Raw genomic sequence first — 3483 nt, 5'->3', positions numbered from 1 at the left:
ATTACAAGTGGTGAGGCGGTAGCGTTGAGGCGCTGCGTGCAGGGCGGCTAGTTGTGTTGCCTTACGGTGCGGGCACCGGCCTGGCGGGTAGGGTCGTCACGGCTCGGGCGAACATCCTGTTCGACTCGCCGCACGCGGGCCATCCATGGCCCGCTGACGCCCATACCCGCCAGGTCGGCGCAAGGCGCTTCGTTTTTCACGCTTCGATCGGCAAAGCGCCAGAAAGTGGTGGGGGGGGAAGAGCAAAGCCCTCCTCTCACCCATCACCTCAACCTCAATTCCCCATTCCGCTCTTGCTCTTTGGGGTCCCGGCGGTGTGTGGCGGAGAGGGCTTGTTGCTTGTGTCGTCCGGTCGTGGAGATCTGGAGGGACTGTGGGGGTGGGACCCTTTCGGGACCGTTGGCGACATGGATGTCGCCGACGAGCCCCCATGGATGGGTTCACGGCGTGTCCCGAAAGGGTCCCACCCCCGCAGGCCGTGCAAAAACAACAAAACAGCCGACCAACATCGAAGGCCAACAAAGCCAACACAGCACGGCAGCCCCCCAAAAAAAAGCCGGCCGCAGGCCAAAAAAAAAGCCACGACACCCTCCCCAGGATGTCGCAGCTCCCCCACACACACTCGACCTATGGAATAAACCGGCGCCAGTATCAGAACTGGTGCACGTAAGCCACGCCATACACCAGCGGATCGATATTGACCGTGCCGATCTTCTCGCCATCCAGCTTCACCTTGCTGTCGATGTCGATCCAGCGCAGATCCACGCGGATGGCGCTCTTGTCGGCGACCTTGAAGTCCAGGCCCGCATGCGCAGCCAGGCCCCACGAATCTTCCAGCTTCAGCTTGCTGCCAGCCAGCGCACCGGTAGCGTCCTCGCTGAAGAACGTCGTGTAGTTGATGCCCGCGCCGACGAACGGCGACACCTTGCCCTTGCTGTTGAAGTGGTACTGGATCGACACCACCGGCGGCAGGTGCTTGGTGCTGCCCACGCGGCCCAGGCCGTCGATGTTGATGTCGTGCTTGAACGGCAGCGCCGCCAGCACCTCGATGCCCACGTTGTCGGCGATGAAATACTCGCCGGTGATCGTCGGCTTCACGTCGCTGTCCACGTCCACCGCCAGCGTGCCGCCGGCCAGCTTGCCGTTGTCGGACTTCGGGTTCACCTGGTGCACGCCCACGCCGAGGGTCCAGTCGCCCTTGGACTGCGCCAGGGCGGGGGTGGCGACGGCGGCGACGGCAGCAGCCAGGGCACAGCTGAGGATCATCTTGTTGCGCATTGTCTTGTCTTTCCGGGGTGGTTTGGGTCTGGCGCCAGTCTCCGCGCCGCCTTGCATCCCCGCCTTGATCGCAATCAAATCGCGCCCCGCGCTCAGCCGCCGCTCAGCGCCCCGGGTGGACGCCCGGCCCCGGCCAGTCGCCCCGGCCGGCCCTGCTAGAATGGCCCTCCCTTTCCACCCGCCGCGCTGGCGCGGCCGCAGGAGCTTGTGAACATGGCAATCAAGGTCGGCATCAACGGTTTCGGTCGCATCGGGCGCAACGTGCTGCGTTCGGCGGTGCAGAACTTCGGCAACGACATCGAGATCGTCGCCATCAACGACCTGCTGGAGCCGGACTACCTGGCCTACATGCTCCAGTACGACTCGGTCCACGGCCGCTTCAAGGGCGACGTGAAGGTCGACGGCAACACCCTGCTGGTCAACGGCAAGAAGATCCGCCTGACCCAGGAACGCGACCCGGCCAACCTGAAGTGGGACGAGGTCGGCGCCGAAGTCGTCATCGAATCCACCGGCCTGTTCCTGACCAAGGAAACCGCCGAGAAGCACCTGGCCGCCGGCGCGAAGAAGGTCATCATGTCGGCCCCGTCCAAGGACGACACGCCGATGTTCGTCTACGGCGTGAACCACGCCGAGTACAACGGCGAGACCATCGTCTCCAACGCCTCGTGCACCACCAACTGCCTGGCCCCGCTGGCCAAGGTCATCCACGACAAGTGGGGCATCAAGCGTGGCCTGATGACCACCGTGCATGCCGCCACCGCCACGCAGAAGACCGTCGATGGCCCGTCCAACAAGGACTGGCGCGGTGGCCGCGGCATCCTGGAAAACATCATCCCGTCCTCGACCGGCGCGGCCAAGGCCGTCGGCAAGGTCATCCCGTCGCTCAACAAGAAGCTGACCGGCATGAGCTTCCGCGTGCCGACCAGCGACGTCTCGGTGGTCGACCTGACCTGCGAACTGGAAAGGCCGGCGACCTACGCCGAGATCTGCGCCGAGATCAAGGCACAGAGCGAAGGCGCGCTGAAGGGCATCCTCGGCTACACCGAGGACAAGGTCGTGGCGACCGACTTCCGCGGCGAGACCTGCACCTCGGTGTTCGACGCCGACGCCGGCATCCAGCTCGACGACACCTTCGTCAAGCTGGTGAGCTGGTACGACAACGAGTGGGGCTACTCCAACAAGTGCCTGGAGCTGGCCAAGGTCGTGGCGGCGAAGTAAGCCGCCCGCACCGATGCAACGAAAAACCCCGGCCCATGCCGGGGTTTTTTTGTGGCGGGTATGCGAAGCGTTACACCGCTTGCAGGATCAACGAATGCCAGCCGGTGCGGTACGTCTCGTAGCCCGGCGAGGCCGCATGCGCGATGCAGTGCGGACGCCCGCCGTACTCGACCACCTGCGCGGCGCGCGGCTGGCGCAGCAGCTGCTCGCGGCCGGGGAAATCGATCACGTCCTGCAGGATGCGCCCGGAAGAATCGGCCAGCACCCGCCCCTCGCCATCGACGATGCACACGCGGCTGCGCGCCCACTCCTGCTCCGAGAGCGGCGTGCGCTGCACCACCGTCTGCGCCAGCGCATCCCAGCGGAACACGATGCCGAGCACGCCCAGCATCCGCCCATCCACGCGCCCGCCCTCGCGCACGCTGCACGCATACACCAGCACGCGCTCGCCGCCGGCCAGCGGCGTGGCGTGCACGGTCTGGAAACTGAACTCCTCGCCGCTCGCGGTGCGCAGCGCGCCTTCGAACCACTCGTTGTCGCGCACGTCCAGGCCGGTGGAGTCGTAGAGGCTGGGGCGGCCGTTGGCCAGCACGCGCCCGTCCATCCCCACCAGCACCAGGTCGAAATACACCGTGTATGAGTCGAGGATCTGCCCCATGCGCTTTGATGCATGCGCCAGTTCCTCCGGCGTGCGGGTCGGCCGCGCGGCCGCCACCACCGCCGCGTCCGTGGCCCACCAGCGCACGTCGCAGCTGCGCTCGTAGAGGTTGCGGTCGATCAGGTCGATGTTGACCAGCGCCAGCTCGCCCAGCCGCGTGCGACGCACGTCGTCCTCCAGCCGCGCCAGCGTCTCGTGCATTTCTCCGCGCGTGGTCTCGGCGGTGCGGTCGATGTCGCGCGTGGCTTCGGCCACGCGGCGCGAGAGCACGTCCATCTCCTGGGCGATCACCGCGAAGCCGCGGCCGGCCGCGCCGATGCGCGCCGACT

Annotated in this window: 3 protein-coding genes; 1 reads left to right on the top strand and 2 read right to left on the bottom strand. The window is 66.3% G+C overall.

Annotated features, from left to right (window positions below; all coding sequences use genetic code 11):
- Window positions 1-651 precede the first annotated feature (651 nt).
- Window positions 652-1278, bottom strand: coding sequence for an OmpW/AlkL family protein (locus ARC20_RS00500; protein WP_057642708.1), 627 nt, complete (start codon window positions 1276-1278; stop codon window positions 652-654).
- Window positions 1279-1491: 213 nt separating this feature from the next.
- Between ARC20_RS00500 and gap the strand changes: the two genes are divergently transcribed.
- Window positions 1492-2496, top strand: coding sequence for a type I glyceraldehyde-3-phosphate dehydrogenase (gene gap, locus ARC20_RS00495; protein WP_057642705.1), 1005 nt, complete (start codon window positions 1492-1494; stop codon window positions 2494-2496).
- 70 nt (window positions 2497-2566) lie between these two features.
- Here the strand turns inward: gap and ARC20_RS00490 are convergent.
- The coding region (locus ARC20_RS00490; RefSeq protein ID WP_057642703.1) for a methyl-accepting chemotaxis protein at window positions 2567-3483 on the bottom strand (917 nt) is incomplete at its 5' end.

The sequence above is a fragment of the Stenotrophomonas panacihumi genome, from assembly GCF_001431645.1.
GTDB classification, from domain to species: domain Bacteria; phylum Pseudomonadota; class Gammaproteobacteria; order Xanthomonadales; family Xanthomonadaceae; genus Stenotrophomonas_A; species Stenotrophomonas_A panacihumi.
Note: the sequence above shows the minus strand (reverse complement) of the source record. Positions and strands in the feature narration are given on the sequence as shown.

Coding starts and splice junctions, on each gene's coding strand:
- ARC20_RS00500 (WP_057642708.1), bottom strand. CDS start 1,278: ATGCGCAACAAGATGATCCTCAGCTGTGCCCTGGCTGCTGCCGTCGCC.
- gap (WP_057642705.1), top strand. CDS start 1,492: ATGGCAATCAAGGTCGGCATCAACGGTTTCGGTCGCATCGGGCGCAAC.